The sequence below is a fragment of the Burkholderia aenigmatica genome (assembly GCF_902499175.1).
Classification (GTDB): domain Bacteria; phylum Pseudomonadota; class Gammaproteobacteria; order Burkholderiales; family Burkholderiaceae; genus Burkholderia; species Burkholderia aenigmatica.
The window spans coordinates 154,892-173,412 of sequence record NZ_CABVQC010000004.1; the positions used below are offsets into that span (position 1 = coordinate 154,892).

Here is an 18,521-nt window from a genome sequence, read left to right on the forward strand (position 1 = left end):
AAGCGTTGTTATGCGTGTGGTCCGGCGCGGCGCGCATCGGATCGACGGCGGCGCGGCTCGGCAGTGCGTGAGCGGGGCTTCGCAACAGGCGTGCCAATGGGCGCTCGGGCGCGCCCCATAACGGCCCGACGCCGAAAGCACAGGCCGGATGCCGGCGCGTGCGCACCTGCGTTCCAGTCGTTTTGCTGGATTTCCAGCAGCGCCGCCGCGCCGCGCGCGGCGTGCTGCATTTGCGGCATCTCGCTGGAAATCCAGCGCGCCGCACGTGGTGCGATGGCCGCACAGGCAGACAGGACGGTATTGGCATGGTGCTTGCTGTCGACGGAGGCCATGCACCCGTCCACGAGGATCTTCATGAACGCTTTCACGTCCGCCGATGCGCCGGCCCGCGCGTCGTCCCCGCTGTCCGCCCGTCCGCCCGCGAGCCGCATCGTCGACGACGCGCACGCACTCGAAACCGCGCGCCGGCTCGCCGACGAACTGGCGCGCGACGCGGCGCTGCGCGACCGCGAGCGGCGCCTGCCGTTCGCGGAGCTCGACCTGTTCTCGGGCAGCGGGCTGTGGGGCATCACGGTGCCGCGCGCGTTCGGCGGCGCGGATGTGTCGCTCGCGACGCTCGGCGAAGTCGTGCGGACCATCGCGCAGGCCGACCCGTCGATCGGCCAGTTGCCGAAGAATCACTTCCACGCGCTCGACGTGATCCGGCTGACGGGCGACGATGCGCAGCGCCGCAAGTTCTTCGGCCTCGTGCTCGACGGCGCGCGGATCGGCCATGCGGCGTCCGAGCGCGGGACCAGGAACGCGCTCGAGATCGGCACGCGGCTGTCGCGGCGCGGCGGGCGGCTCGTGCTCGACGGCCAGAAGTTCTATTCGACGGGCGCGCTGTTCGCCGACTGGATCGCGGTGCTCGCGCTCGACGACGACGGCCGCTACGTGCAGGCGCTGGTCGAGCGCGACCGGCCGGGGCTCGACATCGTCGACGACTGGAGCGGCTTCGGGCAGCGCACGACGGCGAGCGGCACGCTGACGTTGTCGGGCGTGGAGGTCGACGAGCAGGACGTGGTGTCGATCCAGGCCGCGTTCGAGCGGCCGACGCTCGCGGGCCCGGTATCGCAGTACCTGCACGCGAACATCGACGTCGGCATCGCGCGCGCGGCGCTGGCCGACACGCTCGACTTCGTGCGCACGCGCAGCCGGCCGTGGGCCGACAGCGGGATCGCGCGCGCGTCCGACGATCCGTACGTGATCCGCGACGTCGCGGACGTGCAGGTTCGCCTGCTCGCGACCGAAGCGCTGCTCGACCGTGCGGCCGCGGCGCTCGACGCATTGCCGGCCGAACTCGACGACGCGCAGGTCGCGCATGCGTCGGTGCAGGTCGCGGCCGCGAAGGTGCTGAGCACCGAACTTGCGATCCTCGCGACCAACAAGCTGTTCGAGCTGTCGGGCACGCGCTCGGTGCTGAGCGAATACAACCTCGACCGTCACTGGCGCAATGCGCGCACGCATACGCTGCACGACCCGGTGCGCTGGAAATACCACGCGATCGGCAACTACGTGCTCAACCACGTGAACCCGCCGCGCCACGGCTACCTGTGATGACCGACACGCTCCCGACTCCATCGCCGTTCGCGCCGAAGGACCCGGCGCGACGCCGTTATGCGCTCGCCGCCGCGTGGGCCGCCGCCGGGCTCGGCGGCGCGGCGCGCGTGTTCGCGGCGGACGCCGCGGCCACGCCGGTGCGCGGCGGCACGCTGTCGCTGTTCGCGCAGCCGGAGCCGCCGTCGCTCGTCAATGCGCTGACGCCGCACGTCGCGTCGCAATACGTTGGCGGCAAGATCTTCCAGGGGCTGCTCGGCTTCGACCCGCAACTGCGTGCGGTGCCGGTGCTTGCGCGCAGCTGGCACGCGACGGCCGACGCGCTGACGTACACGTTCGACCTGCAGCCGGGCGTGCGCTGGCACGACGGGCAGCCGTTCGGCGCGCAGGACGTGGTGGTCACGCTGAAGGAAATCGCGCCGCAGGCGCTGCCGCGCACGAAGGTGACGTTCGACAAGTACGTCGCGTCGATCGATGCGAGCGGCCCGCTGCAGGTGACGATCCGCCTGAAGAAGCCGTATGCGGGGCTGATCAACCTGCTCGGCAGCGGGCTGCTGCCGATCCTGCCGGCCCATCTGTACCAGGGCAAGGACCCGCGCAGCAATCCCGCGAACCAGCATCCGGTCGGCACCGGGCCGTTCGTGTTCCGCGAATGGAAGCGCGGCGCGTACATCCGTGTCGCGCGCAATCCGGATTACTGGAAGAAGGGGCTGCCGTATCTCGACGGGATCGTGTTCAACGTCGTGCCCGACGCGGCCGCGCGCTCGATCGCGTTCGAACGCGGGCAGATCCATGCGCTGCGCGCGGGCGACGTCGACTACGCGGACATCGCGCGGCTCGCGAAGCTGCCGGGCGTCGCGATCACGACGCAGGGCTGGGAGCTGTTTACCGGGATGGCCTTTCTCGAACTGAACCAGCGCAAGCCGCCGTTCGACAACGTGCTCGTGCGGCAGGCAGTGCTGCACGCGCTCGATCGCCAGTTCATCGTCGACCGGATCTTTTTCGGCTACGGGAAGGTCGCGAACGGGCCGTTCGTGTCGTCGTCGCCGTTCTACGATCCGAACGTGCCGCGCTTCGCGTACGACCCGGAGCGGGCGCGCGCGCTGATCCGGCAGTCGGGCGTCGACGTCGGCAAGTTTCCGCTCGTGCTGATCAACGGCGAGAAGGGCGGCGCGTGGGAGCGGGTGGCCGAATACACGCAGCAGGCGCTCGGCCAGGCCGGCTTCCGGCTGCGCGTGCAGACGACCGATGCGGCCGGCTGGTATGCGCGCGTCGCGAACTGGGATTTCGACCTGAGCTACAACTTCCTGTTCCAGAACGCGGACCCGGATTTCGGCGTCGCGCCGCTGTACCGGATCGACGGCATCTCGAAGGGCTCGCCGTTCGGCAACGTCGAGGGCTACCGCAATCCGCAGGCCGATGCGCTGTGGGACGCGGCCGCGCTGGACACCGATCCGGCCGCGCGCCGCGCGCGCTACGCGCAGATCCAGACCACGCTCGCGAACGACGCGGCGATCGCGAACATCTTCGAGATGGTGAACCCGACGGTGTACCGGCGCAACGTCCACAACCTGCTGCGCACGGCCACCAGCGTGAACGACAGTCTCGAGGACACGTGGATCGGATGACGCGATGAACACGGCGCTGCGCTTGACGTCGACGGTGCTCCGGGGCCTTGCGGTCGTGCTGGGCGTGCTGGTCGTGAACTTCTTCCTGATCCGGCTCGCGCCGGGCGATCCCGCGCTGATGCTGGCCGGCGACGCGGGCTCGGGCGATGCCGCGTACGTCGAGCGGCTGCGCGCGCAGCTCGGGCTGAGCCGGCCGCTCGTCGAGCAATTCGCGCTGTATCTGCGCGATCTCGCGCACGTCGATTTCGGCTTCTCGTACCGCAACCAGCTACCGGTCTTGCAGCTCGTCGCGGACCGCCTGCCCGCGACGCTGCTGCTGATGGCGGCCGCGTTCGCCGTGTCGGTCGTCGCGGGCGTGACGGCGGGTGCGATCGCCGCGTATGGCGAGTCACGCGGCGGCCCGTGGATGCGCCGCATCGCGCGTGCGATCGGCGCGCTCGCGGTGATCGTCTATGCGACGCCGCTGTTCTGGCTGTCGCTGATGAGCGTGATCGCGTTCTCGGTGGTGCTCGGCTGGCTGCCGTCGTTCGGGATGGAAAGCGTTGGCGCCGGCTATACGGGGTGGCGCCACGCGCTCGACGTGGCCGCGCACCTGGTGCTGCCGGCCACGACGCTCGGGCTCGTGTACGGCGCGATCTACGTGCAGCTCACGCGCGCCGCGATGCTGGAGGTGATCGAGCGCGAGTTCGTGCGCACCGCGCGTGCGAAGGGCGCGTCCGAGCCGCGCGTGATGATCCGCCACGTGCTGCGCAATGCGCTGTTGCCGGTCGTCACGCTCGGCGGGCTGCAACTCGGCCAGCTCGCGGGCGGCGCACTCGTGACCGAGATCGTGTTCGCATGGCCGGGGCTTGGCGGGCTGATGTACGACGCGCTGCTGCAGCGCGACTATCCGGTGCTGCTCGGGCTGCTCGCCGTGGTCGCGGCGCTCGTGGTGCTGTTCAATGCGCTGACCGACCTGCTGTACGGGATCGTCGATCCGCGCATCGACTGGCGGAGTGCGCGATGACGCGCGGCTTCCTGCGCCGTTTCATACGCGCGCGCGGCGCGGCGGCCGGCACGCTGTTTCTGGCCGTCGTCGCGCTCGTCGCACTGAGCGCGCCGCTATGGCTGCCGTCGCCGTGGCGCATGGCGGGCGAGCCGCTGCTGCGGCCGCTTCAGGCAGGCCATCCGCTCGGCACCGACATGCTCGGGCGCGACGTGCTGATTGCGCTGCTGTGGAGTGCGCGCGTGTCGCTGTTCGTCGGGCTCGCGGCGACGGTTGCGACCTTTGCGCTCGGTGCGTCGATCGGCGCGCTCGCGGGCTGGTGCGGCGGCTGGGTCGACCAGGCGCTGATGGCGGTCACGACGCTGTTCCAGACCGTGCCGCAGTTCGCGGTCGCGGTCACGATCGCGGCCGTGCTCGGCGCGTCGCTCGAATCGACGATCGTCGCGATCGCCGCCGTGTCGTGGCCGGCCATCGCGCGGCTCGTGCGCGGCGAATTCATCGGGCTCGCGCAACGGGAGTTCGTGCTCGCGGCGCGGCTGGCCGGCGAGTCGCCCGCCGCGCTCGTGCGGCGCCAGATCCTGCCGCACGTCTGGCCGCCGCTCGCGGTGCTGGCCGCGCTGATGGTCGCGACCGCGATCCTCACTGAATCGGCGCTGTCGTTTCTCGGGCTCGGCGATCCGTCGCAGATGAGCTGGGGCTTCATGATCGGCGCGGCGCGCAACGTGGTGCGCGACGCGTGGTGGCTGAGCATCTGGCCGGGGCTCGCGATCGTCGCGACCGCGCTCGCGATCAACCGGGTCGGCGAAGGGTTGCGCCACGCGTCGGCGCGTGCGGAGCACGGGCGATGAGCGGCGCGCCGCTGTTGTCGATCGAGCGGCTCACGCTCGCGTTGCCGGCCGCGGCGGAGCGTCGCGACGCGGTGCGCGACGTGTCGCTGACGGTCGTGCCCGGCGAGGTGCTGTGCGTGGTCGGTGCGTCCGGGTCGGGCAAATCGCTGCTCGCGGCCGCGATTGCCGGCCTGCTGCCGCGTGGCGTGCGGCACGCGGCCGGGCGGATCGTGCTGCGCGGGCGGGACCTCACGCATTGCAGCGATGCCGAATGGCGCGCGGTGCGCGGCCGCGACGTGTCGATGATCTTCCAGGAACCGCTCGCTGCGCTGAATCCGCTGATGACGGTCGGCGCGCAGGTCGACGAGGTGCTGCGCGTTCATCGCGTGCTGAGCGGCCGCGGCGACGGTGCGGCGCGCGCGGCACGCGTGACGGCGCTGTTGCGCGACGTCGGCCTGCCGGAGCCCGAGCGGCTGCGGCATGCATATCCCGACGCGCTGTCCGGCGGCCAGCGCCAGCGCGTGCTGATCGCGATGGCGCTCGCGCTCGAACCGGCGCTGCTGATCGCGGACGAACCGACCACCGCGCTCGACGTCACCACGCAGGCGCGCATCCTGGCGCTGATCGAGCATGCGGCGCGCACGCGGCGAACCGGCGTGCTGCTGATCACGCACGACTTCGGCGTGGTCGCGCGCGTCGCCGATCGCGTCGTGGTGTTGCGCGATGGCGAACCGGTCGAGAGCGGCCGCGCGGCCGACGTGCTGCGTGCGCCGCGCCATCCTTACACGCGCGCGCTGCTCGATGCGGTGCCACATGGCCGCGTCGAGCCGCGCACCGTCATTCGTAGCGGCGTGCCGCTGCTGGACGTGCAGGGCTTGCGCAAGCGCTATGCGCCGCGTCGCGCGTTGCCGTTCCTGCCGGCGCGAGGGCGACGCGGCGTCGATGCGCTGATCGACGTCGGCTTCGCGCTGCATGCCGGCGAGACGCTCGGCATCGTCGGCGAATCGGGTTCGGGGAAGTCGACGCTCGCGCGGGCGCTGGTGCGGCTCGCGCGGGTGGATGCGGGCCGTATCGTACTGCGCGGCGAGCACGATCTCGCGCGCCTGCCGGAACGGGCGTTGCGGCCGCTGCGCCGCGACATCCAGATGGTGTTTCAGGACCCGTATGCATCGCTGAACACGCGTCAGACGATCGCGCAGATCGTCGCGACCGGCCCGCTCGCGCATGGTGTTAGCCGGCGCGACGCGTATCGGCGGGCGGCCGAGCTGCTCTCGCAGGTCGGCTTGCCGCCGGATGCGCTCGACCGCTATCCGCACGAATTTTCCGGCGGGCAGCGACAACGGATCAGCCTCGCACGCGCGCTGGCGCTCGACCCGTCGATCCTCGTCGCCGACGAAATGGTCTCGGGGCTCGACGTGTCGGTGCAGGCGCAGGTGCTCGATCTGCTCGCGTCGGTGCAGCGGCGCCGCGCGATGGCGATCGTGTTCGTCACGCACGACCTGCGCGTCGCCGCGCAGATTTGCGACCGGATCGCGGTGATGCAGGCGGGGCGGATCGTCGAGCTGGGCGACACCGCGCAGGTGTTCGGCGCTGCGCGCCATCCGTACACGCGCGCGTTACTCGACGCGATACCGGTATTGCCCGCGCGTGCTGCAGCGAGCGGCACCGCGGACGCAGCCGCGCGTGCTCATCGTATCAACGAGGAGCAATCGTGACCTTCGTTTCGAACGTCGCGGCCGATGCTTCGGCCGTCGTGGCCGGCGTGCCGGTCGAGGTGCGCGCGGGGCGCACGCTGAGTGTCGCGCATCGCGCTGCGTCGCTCGGCTCGCCGCATGCGGGGACGGTGCTGTTCTTCGCGCACGGCGGCGGCGGCAACAAGAACCAGTGGCGAGCGCAGTGGCGCACGTTCGCCGATGCGGGCTACGAACTCGTCGCATGGGATTTTCTCGGCCACGGCGACAGCCCGCGCCCACCCGCGCGAAGCGGCGCTTATCACGGCGACGAAACGCTGCTCGACTATCTCGCGCTGTTCGACCGTTACAAGGGCGCGCACAACGTGCTCGTCGCGCATTCGCTCGGCACGGGCAGCACGCTCGCGTTGCTCGATCGGCTCGCGGAGCTCGGGCGGCTGCATGAAGCAAGCGGCGCGCTGCTGCTCGGCACGCAGCTCGCGCGCCCGGTGACCCGGCCACCGGCATTGCCGGGCTGGCTGCTCGAATGGATCAAGCCGGTGTTTGCGCGTCGGTTTCGGCGGCTCGCGTGGCATCCGCGAGCCGATCCGGCGCTGGTCGCGTACGAGTCGCGCGTGGCGCGCCGCAACCGGATGACGACGTTCCAGGCCGTGCTGCGCGACGCGCCGTGGCCCGACGCGGCGCTGCTGGCCGTGCTCGACTTACCGGTCGCGGTGCTGGCCGGCGATGCCGATGGGCTGACGCCGCCGGCCGGCGGGCGTGCGCTGGCTGATGCACTGCCGAATGCGACATTCGACGTGCTGGCCGCCTGCGGGCATCAGTTGATGCTCGAGCGGCCCGATCAGGTCGGCGCCGCATTGCGTGCGCTGCTCGAGCGCGCCGTTCAGCCGGCGCCGTCGGCGTGAGCGTCGATGTATGCGTCGGCCGATGGATCATGTCAAACCGGCCAGGGGTTCGGATAACGGTGGAAGAGGAGGCGTTTGATGTCTGAAGTCGAAGTTTCGTTGGATCGGCAGGACCGGCTCGTCTATGTGTCGGCCCGGGACCCGCTCGCGCAGCCGCTGTTCGACGAGCTCGCGTACGAGTACAGCAGCCGTTACGCGGCTTATATCCCCGAGGAGGAACTCGCCAGGGAGCTCGTGCGCTATCCGGTCGAAGCTTTCGCGCCGCCTCATGGCGCGTTCTTGCTGCTGTTGCGTGAGGGCCGGGCCATCGCGGGCGGTGCGTTCATGCGTCATCACACGCCGGCCACCGCGGAGTTCAAGCGGATCTGGGTGAGTCGCGCGCATCGGCGTCAGGGGTTGGCGCGGCGCGTGCTGGCCGAGCTGGAGGCGCAGGCTGGCCGGCAAGGCTACACGCGCGTGCATCTGGGAACCGGGCCGCGGCAACCCGAAGCGGTCGGCCTTTACCGGTCCTCCGGCTATACGCTGCTGTCGTCGCACGATTTCGGCGAGGACGCGCCGCCCGGTGTGTTGTTCGAGAAATATCTGCTGCCGGTTCGGCCGGTGCATACCGGCAACGTGGAATGAGTCGATGACGCCGGACGAGCCGCAAGCTTGCGTGCACACCGGGCTTGCAGATGCCGTTGCCCGCGCGCGACCGTCCGGCCGGTTCGGCTGGCTCGTGCGACGGCTCGATGCGCGCGGTGCTTCGCACGACACCCGTGCCGACATCGTGCTGGGCATCTGCGTCGCGATGGGCTTCACCACGCTTCTCGATCAGGCGATCTTCACGCTTGCGGTGCCGGCGCTCAGAAGCGGACTACGCGCGTCGACAGCTGAAATACAGCTGATCACGTCGGTTTATTCCATCGCGTTCGGTATCGCGCTCGTCCCGGCCGGCCGGCTGGGCGACGTGATCGGGCGCCGCTTGCTGTTTCTGGTCGGGCTCGCGATGTTTACCGGTTTCAGCGTACTGGGCGGATTGGCGGACGATGCGCGAACGGTGATCGCCGCACGCGTGCTGCAAGGCCTCGGCGCGGGGATGATCAATACGCAGATATTCGGCTTGATCCAGGACTTGTTCACCGGCACGGCGCAAGCCAGGGCGCTCGGGCGATACGCGATGGCAGGCGGCTTGTCGGCGCTCGTCGGCCCGCTTCTCGGTGGGCTGGTTCTTGCATCGGTTCCGCCGGACATCGGCTGGCGGCTGCTGTTCCTCGTCAATGCCCCGTTCGGCGTTGCCGTCTTCTGCGTGGCGCTTCGGTATTTGCCGCGCCACCGGCCGTCGGTTCGCCGGTTTTCGATCGACCTGATCGGGTTGATTCTTTTGTCCGCGATCACGCTCGCGCTCATGCTCGCCACGTTGGTCGGGAGTGCCGCGATGCCGTCGCGGCGCGTGTGCCTCGCGGTCGCGTTGGCCGGGCTGCCGTTGTTTCTCGCGTGGGAGGCCGCGTATCAGCGTCGCGGCGGCACACCGATCCTGTCGCGCAGTCTGGTCGGCTCGCGCGGCTATGTGCTCGGTACGATCGTCGCGATGTGCCAGTTCGCAGCGGGCGTCACGCTCGGGATGGTCAGTGCGTTGTTCTTTCTCGACGGCTTGCATGTCGACCCGCTGCTATATGCCGCGCTGTCGATTCCTGCCGCGCTGGCATCGACCGCATCGGCGATGTGGAGCTGGCGTTTCGTCCGGCGCTTCGGCCGCGGCGGAACCGTGTTCGCGATAGCGTGTCATGCGCTTGCCGTCGCCGCGCAAGGTTGCGCGGCCGAATTCTTCGAGATTCGCTGGATCGTACTCACGTATCCCGCGATCGCGTTGCTGCAGGGCGTCGCCGGCGGCCTGATTCATGCGCCGAATCAGGCGATGACGCTCGCGCAGATCGGCCAGGATGAGGGGCGCGGGCTGGCTGCAGGGTTTCTGCAGTTATCGCAGCGGCTTGCGTGCTCGATCGGCATGTCGTGGGGAACGGGGGTGTTCCTGGTGCAGGCATCGTCTTCCGCCGGTTTGACGGCATACCGCGATGCATTCGTCGAAGTGCTGATGCCGATATTGCTGTTGGTCGCCGGTGCGTTCTTGGCGGCATGCGCGGACTGGGCAAGCAGGCGAGCACAGTGCCCAACGACGTGACCGGCAGGGCGATCCATGTTTTCGGTGCATTCCGACCTTTACGATATGTCATCCTGATTATGTGTATCTGTGTGCATAACGATTTCAAAAATGCTTGGTTTGCGCATGAATGGTTAACGCGCACTATTGGGCCTCGCGACACAGGAAATTAACCGTGTCGAACAAATCGATCCAATCCGGCAAATCAGAGGCAGATGACTCGAAGCATCTGGCGTATCAGTGACAGACGAAGTAATCGACACATCCCCGCTTGACCCGCTCGCGCTGCCCATGTTCGACGAGTTGTCGGTCGAGTATTCCACGCGATATCAGGACTTTCGCTCGGCGCCCGCGGAAGTCGTGCGTGATGAACTCCTGGCGTATCCGGCCGCACTGTTTGCACCGCCCGACGGTGCCTTCGTGCTGATTCGCCGGGGTGACGAAGTCGTGGGCGGCGGCGCATTCCAGCGCTACGACGCAACGACCGCCGAGCTCAAGCGCATCTGGGCGTATTCCGGCGTGCGTCGCCAGGGCGTTGCGCGCCGCGTGGTGGCGGAACTGGAACTCCGTGCGTTGCAGCAAGGCTACCGGCGCGTCTATCTCACGACCGGATTTCGTCAACCGGAGGCCTCCGCGCTCTATGCCGGCACCGGCTATGTACCGCTATACGATCCGGCGATCGCACCGGAAGTGCATTGGCGGCTGCCGTTCGCCAAGGATCTGCTCGAGCCGGGCCGTACGGATCGTTTGCAGGATTTGAAGCCGGACCGGCCGTTGGGTCGGCCGTTCGGCGCATGACGGATGAATACTTCTACGGGATATCGAAACATGAATCGTCGTCGCGGAATCAGTCTGGCAGTGTCCGGCGCGCTTGCCCTCGTCGTCATGGGCGTGGCCGGCCTCGCACAGTCGGCGCCATCGTTGAATCTGAGCCCCGATCAGCAAGATCGCCCGCGCGGCACGCCGGACGCCGCGGCCATCAAGCTGATTCCGGAGAACTTCCGCTTCGTCGAGAAGGGCGTGCTGACGGTCGGGATCTCGGTGAGTGTTCCGCCGATCAGTGTGTATGCCACGGATGCGAAAACGATCGTCGGGGCCGATCCGGATCTCGCGCAACTGGTGGCGGACGAACTTGGCCTGAAGCTCAAGCTCGTGCCGCTCGCGTGGGCGGACTGGCCGCTCGCCGTCGCGTCGGGGAAAGTCGACGCGGTACTGTCGAACGTGACCGTGACCGAGGCGCGCAAGCAGAAGTTCGATTTCTCGACCTATCGCCGCGACGTGCTCGGCTTCTACGTCGAGCAGAACAGCGCGATCAAGCAGATTCGCGAGCCGAAGGATATCGCCGGACTGCGGGTCATCGGTGACTCGGGCACCAACCAGGAAAAAATCCTGTTGGCATGGGACAAGGAAAACGTCGCACACGGGCTGAAGCCAATTCACGTGCTGTATTACGAGGATCCATCCGTGCGGACGCTGGCGCTGGCATCGGGACGCGCCGACGCGATTTTCAGCGTCAATGCGGTGTTGGCTTACCAGGTGAGCCAGGGTGCGAAGATCAGGCAGGTCGGCACGGTAAGTGGCGGGTGGCCTCGCACGGCAGAGCTCGCTGTCACGACTCGCAAGGACGGCGGGCTCGCGGCGCCCATGACCTATGCGATCAACGACCTCATTCAGAACGGCAAATATCGCCAGGTACTGAGCCGATGGAATCTCGACAGTGAGGCGATCACGAAAGCGTCGACGAATCCGCCGGGGCTTCCCGATCTCTGATTGGGCGTTGAGCGGATGAAGAAGGACCGCCACTGAGAATGGCGTTTTATAAATTATACGTACTACTACTGAAAGGCAGATTGCTACGTGCCTTCAATCGACAAGGGGCAGAGAAATCATGCGGCACAAACGGGGCGAAGGGGTTTCGCCGAAGAAGCGCAGGACAGTGATATCGGTGGCGGTGGCGGTGGCGGCTGGCGTTTTTCATGGCGCGGCCTGGGCGCAGGAAGCGGGAGCGGGGGACGCAGCGGCAGCGGTCGCGACACCGGCGAGTAGCGCGGTCGCACCGGCATCGTCGGCTTCGGCCGCGCCGGACGGCAAGGTACAGGTTCAGGACCGCGTCGTGATCACCGGTTCGCGCACCGAGACGCGCGCGAGCAAGAGCCTGACGCCGATCGACGTGATCGGCGGCGATCAGTTGCGCGCGACGGGGCAGACCAACCTGCGCGATGCGTTGGTGAAACTGTCGCCGTCGATCACACGGACCTCGAACTCCGGCGATACCGGCGTATTGACCGACACGCTGTCGCTGCATGGCCTGACGCCCGACCACGTGCTCGTGCTGGTGAATGGCAAGCGCCGCCATACGACGGCCAACATCACGCTCGACCCGGGCCTGAACCAGGGCTCGACCGGCGTGGATATCGATACCATTCCGGTGGGCCTGATCGACCATATCGAAGTGCTGCGTGACGGTGCTTCCGCGCAGTACGGCTCCGACGCGATCGCGGGCGTGATCAACATTATCCTGAAGCGCAACACGCACGGCGGCGAACTCGCGACGACCAACGGACAGACGTATTCGGGCGATGGCTTCAAGACCAGCGAATCCGCGACGATCGGCCTGAACATCGCCGACAAGGGTTTCCTCGATCTGAGCGCCGGATTCGACCGGCAGAACCATACGATCCGCACGGGGCCCGACGACTATTTCGGGCGGTTTCCGCAGGGGCAGGGCTATTACAACCCGATCCTCGGCGACCCGTCCAGCTCGCGCGAAACGGTCGGCTTCAACGCCGGCTACTACCTCGGCGACGACGTCGAGCTCTACGGGTTCGGCACCTATGCGCACCGCAACGGCGACGCGTACCAGAATTATCGCCCGCCGTCGGTCCTGCCGCAGGTCTACCCGAACGGGTTCGTGCCGGTCGAAACGATCAACGAGAACGATTACTCGGTGACGGCCGGTGTCAAAGGCAAGAACCTGTTCGGCTGGGCATGGGATCTGAGCACGACCTATGGCGGCGACTACAGCGTGTTCGGGATGCGCAATTCCGCCAACACGGGGTTGTACGCGGCAACGGGATCAACGCCGACCGCCTTCCATCTGTCGACCGTCAGCAACACCCAGTTGACGAACAACCTCGACTTGTCGCGGGCGTTCAATGTCCCGCTGCTGCCCGCACCGCTGAATGTCGCCGTGGGCGTCGAGCAGCGTCGCGAAACCTATACGATCCGCAATGGCGAGCAGGCATCGTGGATCGACGGCGGGTCGGCTGCGTTGCCGGGCCTGGCGCCGGTCAGCGCAAGCGACATCTCGCGCAACGTGATCGGCACGTACGTCGATTTGTCGACCTACCTGACGCCGAAATGGCAGGTGAACCTGGCGGGCCGTTACGAGCACTACAACGACGTCGGTGACACGACCAACGGCAAGGTTTCCACCCGCTACCAGTTCTCGCCGGCCATCGCGGTTCGCGGCAGCGTGAGTTCGGGCTTTCGTGCGCCGTCGCTGGCCCAGGAGTCCTATACCAGCGTGACCACGTCGCCGGCCTCCGTGGGCGGCATCCTGGCAACGACGTCGCCCGGCGCGCGCCTGATCGGCGCGCAGGCGCTGAAGCCCGAGCAGTCGACCAGCTACAACTTCGGATTGGTGCTCAATCCCGTTCGCAACCTGCAGCTGACGATCGACGCGTACCAGATCAATATCCGCAACCGGATCGTTCTTGGCGGAACCGCGTCGGGCGCCGCGGCCATCGCCGCGCTCGAAGGGGCGGGCCTGAGCGTGCCGGGCTCGGTGCCGGCATCGGCGGTCAGCGCAAGTTACTTCACCAACGGCGCGAACACGCGCACGCGCGGGATCGACCTCGCGGGCACCTATCACACCGGGTTCGGTCGCTACGGCCAGGTGGACTGGGATTTCGGCGTGAACCTGAATACGACTTCGGTCACGCACGTGGCGAACGGATCGAACGGGAAGCCGTCGCTGAACGGACAGCAGATCGCGTCGCTGTCCACGACGACGCCGAAGAACAAGATCATCATCGGCGGCACCTGGCGTCTCGACAAGTGGGCGGTCACGCTGCATGAAACGCGCTACGGGAAGACCTCGGGCGAGGGGACGTACTTCGTCGGCCCGAACGCATTCTCGACGTCGCAGTTCGTTCACTACGAGGAAGCCGCGCGGTACGTGACCGACCTGGAAGTGCGCTATGACGTGACCAAGCAGTTCCAGATCGCGGCGGGCGCGCAAAACCTGTTCGACGTTCGCCCGAGCAAGCTGCCTGTCGAAACGCAACTGGAAGGTATTCAGTACAGCGGCGGCAGCACGATCGGCGTCAACGGCGGATTTTATTATCTGCGCGCGCGCTATCTGTTCTGATCGAACGACCATATCCATAGCAGAAATGACCGTAACGCTACGTTGATCCGTTATCCATAATAACTGGTCTGCCCGGTGTTTTCCGCTGTATCGGCACCCGCCGGACGCCGCTTCGTGCCGGCGGGTCAGCCGTTCTAAAAGGTTGAGCTTCATGTCTTATTCCCTTTCGATTCTCGACAAAAGCCCGATTGCAGAAGGGGCGAGCGCGCACGACGCACTGAATTTCACAATCGCGCTCGCGAAGCGTGCCGAAGCGCTCGGCTACAAGCGCTACTGGATCGCGGAACACCACGGCGCGCCCGGGCTCGCGAGCTCGGCACCGGAAATCGTCGTGTCGCATTTGCTCGCGCACACGTCCCGAATTCGCGTCGGATCGGGCGGCGTGATGCTTCAACATTACAGCCCTTACAAGGTCGCCGAATCGTTTCGCGTGCTGGCGTCCATCGCGCCCGGCCGCGTCGACCTCGGCGTGGGCAAGGCACCCGGCGGCCTGCCGCTCTCCACGCGCGCATTGCAGTGGTTTCACGACAAGTCGAAGAAGCCGGATTTCGCCGGACAACTCGCCGAGCTCGATGCGTTTCTCGGTGACGGCGTCGCACCGGATCATCCGCTGGCCGGCGCGCTCGCGCTGCCTTCTCCTGCGGAGCCGCCGCAGCGGATCCTGCTGGGTGGCAGCCCGGAAAGCGCCGAACTGGCCGCGCGGCATGGCTGGCAGTTCTGCTACGCAGGCCACTTCAACGGCGACGTTGCCAATATCGAGCGGTCGATCGACGTCTATCGCGACGCGACGGGCCGCGTGCCGCTGCTCGCGCTGTTCGCGGTCGCCGCGCAATCGTCCGACGACGCGAAACGTCAGGTGGGCGCACTGAGGATCTTCAAGCTGCGTTTCGGGAGCGGGCAGAGCGTCAACCTGCCGAGCGCGGAGGCGGCGGCCGATTTTGCGCGCCAGATCGGCGTGACCGACTACCGGATCGACGAGCTGCATCCGCAGGTGCTGGCCGGCACCGCGCAAGAAGTGCATCGGGAACTGGATGCGCTGCATGAGCGCTTCGGCGTCGACGAGTTCGTGATCGACAACCCGGTGACGGACCCGGCGAAACGTCTTGCATCGCTCGAAGCGCTCGCACGCGTCGAGCAGCCGGTCGGCGTTTGATGGCGAGCGTCCCTTTTCCCTCTTCCGCATGCTGATCTGACCATGACCCAACGTAACCTGACATTCGGACTGATACTTCACGGCGCCGGCGGCCACATGAATTCGTGGAAGCATCCGGCCGGCCCGGCCGATGCGAGCGTCAATATCGATTTCGTCACCGGCATCGCGCAGAAGGCCGAAGCGAACGGCGTGGCATTCGTGTTCGTCGCGGACGGCCTCTACATCAACGAGAAATCGATTCCGCATTTCCTGAACCGCTTCGAGCCGATCTCGATCCTGTCCGCGCTTGCGACGGCGACATCGAAGATCGGGCTCGCCGGCACGCTGTCCACGTCGTATAGCCATCCGTTCACGGTGGCGCGCCAGTTCGCATCGCTCGACCTGATCAGCGGCGGCCGTGCCGGCTGGAACGTCGTGACGTCGCCGCTCGAAGGGTCCGCGAAGAACTACGGCGGCGAACATCCGGATCACGCGCAGCGTTACGAGATCGCCGACGAATATCTGGAAACGGTGCAAGGCCTGTGGGACAGCTGGGACGACGACGCGTTCGTGCGCGACCGCGCGACCGGCCGCTTCTTCGACCGCGACAAGCTGCATCCGCTGAACCACAACGGCCGCTTTTTCAACGTGGCGGGGCCGCTGAACATCCAGCGCTCGCCGCAGGGGCAGCCAGTGATCTTCCAGGCCGGATCGTCGGATGCCGGCATCGCGCTGGCCGGCAAGTATGCGGATGCGGTGTTTACCCATGCGCCGTCGCTCGACGAGATGCGCGAATTTGCCGAACGCGTGCGCGACAGCGCGGAGGCGCACGGTCGCGCACGAACCGACGTGAAAATCTTCCCCGGCATCGGGCCGATCGTCGGCGCGACGCGTGAAGAAGCCGACGAGAAGTACCGCGCGATTCGCGACCTGCTCACGATCGACGAGGCGTTGGCCTACCTCGGCCGTTTCTTCGAGCATCACGATTTTTCGCAGTATCCGCTCGACGCGCCGTTTCCCGAGCTGGGTGAACTCGGCAGGAACAGCTTCCGCTCCACGACCGATCGCATCAAGGAAGAGGCGAGGAAAAACGGCTCGACGCTCAGAGAAGTGGCGCTTGAAGTAGCAACGCCGAAACCGGGGTTCATCGGCACCGGCGAGGAAGTCGCGGACGAACTGATCCGCTGGTTCGATGCAGGCGCGGCCGACGGCTTCATCCTCGGCTTCCAGGTGCAGACCGAAGGGCTCGACGATTTCGTCCGTTACGTGATTCCGGCACTCGAAGCGCGAGGCCGCTACGACCGTGCGTTACCGGGTGCGACGCTGCGCGACCATCTCGGCTTGCCGCGTCGCGCGAGCCGCTACGCAACCACAGAGACTGCGTGATGAACGACCTCTCCCGGATTGCCGGCCACGCACCGTTCGTGCCCGATACCGCGGCACCGGCGGGCCCCGACTACGCGGATTGCCGCGTCGTTCCCGCCCGCTATCCGGCGAGAACGGCCGGCACCGTCGCGGCGATCGTGCTGATCGCCGCTGTTCTCTATTCGGTGCTCGGCAACCCGCGCTGGGGCTGGAACGTCTTTGCTCACTGGTTTTTCTCTGAGGCCGTGCTCGCGGGCCTCGGGCAGACGCTGCTGTTGACGGCGCTCGGTGCGGTGCTCGGCTTCGCGCTGGCCATTCCGCTCGCGCTCGCGCGGCTCTCGCGTTCGCCGCTGTTGTCGTCGTGCTCGTGGGCGTACATCTGGCTGTTCCGCTCGATTCCGACCATCGTGCTGCTGCTGTTGCTGAACAATCTCGGCTATCTGTACGACACAGTCAGGCTGGGTATCCCGTTCACGGAGATCGTGTTCCTGCGCGGCCCGACCCCCGACCTGATCACGCCGTTCATGGCGGCCATACTCGGGCTCACGCTGACGCAGGCCGCGTTTGCGGCAGAGGCGATCCGCGGCGGCATCCTGTCGGTTGATCACGGGCAACGCGAAGCCGCGGCCGCGCTCGGGCTGCCGCGCGCGCGGCAGACCTGGCGCATCGTGTTGCCTCAGGCGATGCGCGCGATCCTGCCCGCCGCGTTCAATGACGTGATCGGCCTCGCGAAGGGCACGGCGGTCGTCTATATCCTCGCGATGCCGGATCTGTTCTACACGGTGCAGATCATTTACCACCGCAACCTCGAAGTGATCCCGATGCTGATGGTCGCGACTGTCTGGTATCTGGTGATCCTGACCGTGTTGTCGGCGATCCAGGTGCATATCGAGCGGCACTATGCGCGCGGTGCGACGCGCGACGCGGTCGCCGTGCCGGGCCTCGTCGCAGTCCGGCGCAGAGGCCGTCTTGCGGTCGACGCGCTGCTGTTCCGTGGCTCGGCGGCTGACGCCCGGCCTGACGCTGCTGCCGCGCCGGGCGCGGAGACGGCCGGCTGGGCGAAGCAGCGCGTCGGCGCGGCCGTCGGCATTCACCGCGTATCGAAGAGCTTCGGATCGCTGAAGGTGCTCGACAACGTATCGCTGGCGATCCCGTCCGGGAGCGTGACGGTCGTGCTCGGGCAGTCGGGATCGGGCAAGTCGACGCTGTTGCGCACCATCAACCATCTGGAGCGTGTGGACGAGGGGTTCATCGACATCGACGGCGAGCTGGTCGGCTATCGCCGCGACGGGCGCACGCTTTACGAACTCAAGGAAAAGGACATCCTGCGCCGCCGCGCCGAAGTCGGCATGGTGTTCCAGAGCTTCAACCTGTTCCCGCATTTGACCGTGCTCGAGAACATCGTCGAGGCGCCGGTGGCGGCCGGCCTGTCGCGTGCCGAGGCGGAAGCGGAAGCACGCACGCTGCTTGCCCGGGTGGGCCTCGCCGGCAAGGCCGACGCGTGGCCGCGTCAGTTGTCCGGCGGGCAGCAGCAGCGCGTCGCGATCGCACGCGCGCTTGCGCTGAAGCCGAAGGTGTTGCTGTTCGACGAGCCGACTTCCGCGCTCGATCCGGAACTCGTGAACGAAGTGCTCGACGTGATTCGTCAGCTTGCCCGTTCCGGCACCACGCTGATCATCGTCACGCACGAAATCGGTTTTGCGCGGGAAGTGGCGGACACGATCGTTTTCATGGACGGCGGGCGCGTCGTCGAGTCTGGGCCGCCGTCGGCGGTGCTGACGGCCCCCGCGCATCCGCGTACGCGCGAGTTCCTGTCGAAGGTGCTGTCGTAGTGATGCCGTGGACATGCACCGGCACCACGGCAAATGACGAAGGATGAA

At 67.3% G+C, this 18,521-nt stretch carries 15 protein-coding genes; 14 read left to right on the forward strand and 1 reads right to left on the reverse strand.

Annotated elements, in window-relative coordinates:
* Positions 1-8: 8 nt before the first annotated feature.
* On the reverse strand, positions 9-356 hold the full coding sequence (locus BDO18943_RS04725) for a hypothetical protein (RefSeq protein ID WP_175021451.1): 348 nt from the start codon (positions 354-356) through the stop codon (positions 9-11).
* On the opposite strand from BDO18943_RS04725, the gene BDO18943_RS04730 reads away from it, so the two are divergent.
* The 14 genes from BDO18943_RS04730 (at position 355) to BDO18943_RS43045 (ending at position 18,473) form a co-directional block, all read left to right on the forward strand.
* Positions 355-1,596 (forward strand): SfnB family sulfur acquisition oxidoreductase, encoded by a 1,242-nt coding sequence (locus tag BDO18943_RS04730; RefSeq protein WP_175021452.1) that lies wholly within the window; start codon positions 355-357, stop codon positions 1,594-1,596. The genes BDO18943_RS04725 and BDO18943_RS04730 overlap by 2 nt on opposite strands.
* Positions 1,596-3,224, forward strand: coding sequence for an ABC transporter substrate-binding protein (locus BDO18943_RS04735; protein ID WP_235995818.1), 1,629 nt, complete (start codon positions 1,596-1,598; stop codon positions 3,222-3,224). Before BDO18943_RS04730 ends, BDO18943_RS04735 begins: the two co-directional genes overlap by 1 nt.
* Positions 3,225-3,228: 4 nt before the next feature.
* Positions 3,229-4,230: an ABC transporter permease gene (locus tag BDO18943_RS04740; RefSeq protein ID WP_175021453.1), complete on the forward strand. Its 1,002-nt coding sequence runs from the start codon at positions 3,229-3,231 to the stop codon at positions 4,228-4,230.
* Entirely contained in the window at positions 4,227-5,057 is an 831-nt protein-coding gene (locus BDO18943_RS04745) for an ABC transporter permease (protein WP_175021454.1), read from the forward strand. Before BDO18943_RS04740 ends, BDO18943_RS04745 begins: the two co-directional genes overlap by 4 nt.
* The gene (locus BDO18943_RS04750; RefSeq protein WP_175021455.1) at positions 5,054-6,751 is read left to right on the forward strand and encodes a dipeptide ABC transporter ATP-binding protein; all 1,698 of its coding nucleotides are present in this window, start codon (positions 5,054-5,056) and stop codon (positions 6,749-6,751) included. Before BDO18943_RS04745 ends, BDO18943_RS04750 begins: the two co-directional genes overlap by 4 nt.
* A complete protein-coding gene (locus BDO18943_RS04755; protein ID WP_175021456.1) occupies positions 6,748-7,632 on the forward strand; it encodes an alpha/beta fold hydrolase in 885 nt (294 codons plus the stop codon). The genes BDO18943_RS04750 and BDO18943_RS04755 overlap by 4 nt, the downstream gene beginning before the upstream one ends.
* 78 nt (positions 7,633-7,710) lie before the next feature.
* Positions 7,711-8,256: a GNAT family N-acetyltransferase gene (locus tag BDO18943_RS04760; protein ID WP_175021457.1), complete on the forward strand. Its 546-nt coding sequence runs from the start codon at positions 7,711-7,713 to the stop codon at positions 8,254-8,256.
* A 4-nt stretch (positions 8,257-8,260) separates the two neighbouring features.
* Positions 8,261-9,793 (forward strand): MFS transporter, encoded by a 1,533-nt coding sequence (locus BDO18943_RS04765; RefSeq protein ID WP_175021458.1) that lies wholly within the window; start codon positions 8,261-8,263, stop codon positions 9,791-9,793.
* A 219-nt stretch (positions 9,794-10,012) separates the two neighbouring features.
* Positions 10,013-10,570, forward strand: coding sequence for a GNAT family N-acetyltransferase (locus BDO18943_RS04770; RefSeq protein WP_175021459.1), 558 nt, complete (start codon positions 10,013-10,015; stop codon positions 10,568-10,570).
* Positions 10,571-10,600: 30 nt separating this feature from the next.
* Complete coding sequence (locus tag BDO18943_RS04775) at positions 10,601-11,542, forward strand: ABC transporter substrate-binding protein (RefSeq protein ID WP_175021460.1); 942 nt, start codon at positions 10,601-10,603, stop codon at positions 11,540-11,542.
* Between the two features lie 118 nt (positions 11,543-11,660).
* Positions 11,661-14,144 carry a TonB-dependent receptor plug domain-containing protein gene (locus BDO18943_RS04780; protein WP_175021461.1) on the forward strand — a complete coding sequence of 828 codons (2,484 nt, stop codon included), beginning with the start codon at positions 11,661-11,663 and terminating at the stop codon, positions 14,142-14,144.
* Between the two features lie 151 nt (positions 14,145-14,295).
* Positions 14,296-15,297, forward strand: coding sequence for an LLM class flavin-dependent oxidoreductase (locus BDO18943_RS04785; RefSeq protein WP_175021462.1), 1,002 nt, complete (start codon positions 14,296-14,298; stop codon positions 15,295-15,297).
* A gap of 42 nt (positions 15,298-15,339) precedes the next feature.
* On the forward strand, positions 15,340-16,662 hold the full coding sequence (locus BDO18943_RS04790) for an LLM class flavin-dependent oxidoreductase (RefSeq protein WP_175021463.1): 1,323 nt from the start codon (positions 15,340-15,342) through the stop codon (positions 16,660-16,662).
* On the forward strand, positions 16,662-18,473 hold the full coding sequence (locus BDO18943_RS43045; protein WP_175021464.1) for an amino acid ABC transporter permease/ATP-binding protein: 1,812 nt from the start codon (positions 16,662-16,664) through the stop codon (positions 18,471-18,473). Before BDO18943_RS04790 ends, BDO18943_RS43045 begins: the two co-directional genes overlap by 1 nt.
* Positions 18,474-18,521: the final 48 nt, after the last annotated feature.